2 protein-coding genes are annotated in these 2,126 nt (G+C 42.4%); both read right to left on the bottom strand.

Annotation, left to right across the window (positions count from 1 at the left end):
• Positions 1-382: 382 nt before the first annotated feature.
• On the bottom strand, positions 383-1,369 hold the full coding sequence (locus tag IBX40_13015) for an NAD(P)-dependent alcohol dehydrogenase (GenBank protein MBE0525231.1): 987 nt from the start codon (positions 1,367-1,369) through the stop codon (positions 383-385).
• 13 nt (positions 1,370-1,382) lie between these two features.
• Complete coding sequence (locus IBX40_13010) at positions 1,383-2,075, bottom strand: DUF4386 domain-containing protein (protein ID MBE0525230.1); 693 nt, start codon at positions 2,073-2,075, stop codon at positions 1,383-1,385.
• Positions 2,076-2,126 lie beyond the last annotated feature (51 nt).

Raw genomic sequence — 2,126 nt, 5'->3', positions numbered from 1 at the left:
ATGCAGCTAAGATGAATCCAGTGGATGCATTGCGGTTTGAACAATAGGTTTTTTCAATCAGCTCTCATCGCGCTTAGGGTGTGAAGGCTGGCAGGCGCTTTTCGATTGAATCGGCGGTTTTGGGAACTATTATGGATACGACGACTCTAAGTGCAAGTCCGGGGGGTGCTTCCTCGTTCATATATTATATGCCTCCCACAACTAACATTGGTAGATTAAACCACATTATCCACCACTCTTATTAAGGAATTACTTCTGATAGCAAATAAAATTAACTTCAAACTATTGCAGTCTACCGACTCCTCTCGTCTTCACTCTGGCCGGGTGCCCGTCCTGATCTGACTTCGCCCGGTCTTGTGGTGTGGGAGTGGTAGGCCCTTTGTTAGTTTTTGATATTATGCTCCACAGTTATGACTACATTTCCCTTTTTGTGTCCTGTTTCGACATACCTGTGAGCCTCGGCAATTTGTTCCAACGGATAGCATCTATCTATGGCCGGTCTTATATTTCCTGCCTCAATAAGCTCTTTGAGGAAAATCAGATCTTCTTTATGTTCACTTGCTACTCCACCTATTACTTTCTTGCTGCTTGTCATTGAGGTCCATAGCCCTCGAACAATCGGTGACAGTGTCATGTGGACTGTTCTAAGATAGAATCCTTTTTTCTTTAGCGATCTCACGCAACCTGAAAACGGACTCTTGCCTACTGTATCAAAAATAATGTCATAGGTCTCACCGCTTTTGGTAAAATCCTCTTTAGTATAATCAATTACCTTATCCGCTCCCAGAGATTTCACCATTTCCAGATTCGTAGTACTGCATACCCCGGTAACTTCTGCCCCAAAGTACCTGGCAAGCTGTACCGCAAAAGTACCAACTGCTCCGGAAGCTCCATAGATAAGGACTTTTTGACCGCTGTGGATATTTCCCTTTCTAAGAAAATGCAATGCTGTTTGTCCACCAAAAAAAACAGCGGCAGCTTCCTCATAGGTCATATTGGTAGGTTTTATTGCCAGCACCTCTTCTTCAGACAAACATATGTACTCGGCATGAGCACCAAATCCACCGGTAGATCCAAAAATCTGGTCACCTTTTTTAAACAGCTTTACATCTTTGCCTAATGATTCTATTTCCCCGGCCAGATCCGAACCAAGTATTTTTTTTCTTGGTCCTCTCAAACCTAAAAATATTCGCATGGGTAGCCAGGGCAAAGGAGGGATTTTGAAACTTCGCATTCTCATGTCCCCAGATGTAACTGTTGCTGCAAATATTTTGATGAGTACTTCAGTGTCTTTAGGAGCGGGTTTATCTACCTCTTTGAGCTGAAGGACATCCGGTGGTCCGTATTTTGTGCATACGATCGCTTTCATTTATGTACACTCCCTATTTCGGTATTTTAGCACCTTTCAATAAAAGCCAACCGCAAAATCCAAATTCCCCAATAATTTCAAACACGATACCTGGGTAAGTTATCACTTCGTATTCGGGAAAAACAAAATATCGTAAACTATCTATCAGAAAGCCAAAACATGCAATCATCAACAAGACGCCTAAAATTCTGGGAAAGTAGCCCGATTTGTAAACTAAAAACCCGAGGGGAAGGAGCCAAAGGCCATGAAATATCGTGGCGATCATAACTCCAGCTGTGTACAATTCGAAAAAGAACATCACCAGAGCATGCAACTGATCTGCTCCCAATACGGTCAAGTAGTCAGCACCGCTTAAAAGTAGCAGGGGAGCAAAATGGATAAGCATATTGATGAACATTATCGGGACACTGACCAGAACGAATATTACCATAAGCAAAGCAAGGTTTTTGTTAACTGGTTTAAGTAACACGTATAAAGCCAGGGGCAACAATAAAAAACAGGCAATCATGATCAGATCGATCACAAAGGCTAGACGGAATAGGGATTCAGAAGCCATGATATTATTGACTGTTGTAGTAGCATCTCCGGGTACAATAAGACTCTGGCGAACTAATTCAGCGGTGACACCGAATACTATGACAGCTAGATACAGCAATCCTGCAACTCTTGCAGCTTTGCGTTGTGACAGATCAGCGATATGGTTTATACTTCACACCTCCAAAAATTGAGCTTTTTCAAATCTCTGAAACCGTAATGT

This window comes from Methanosarcinales archaeon (genome assembly GCA_014859725.1).
Classification (GTDB): domain Archaea; phylum Halobacteriota; class Methanosarcinia; order Methanosarcinales; family Methanocomedenaceae; genus Kmv04.
This window is presented reverse-complemented; position numbering and strand designations above follow the sequence as displayed.

Excerpts from the sequence above, each read along its gene's own strand:
- IBX40_13015 (MBE0525231.1), bottom strand. The coding sequence starts at position 1,369 with ATGAAAGCGATCGTATGCACAAAATACGGACCACCGGATGTCCTTCAG.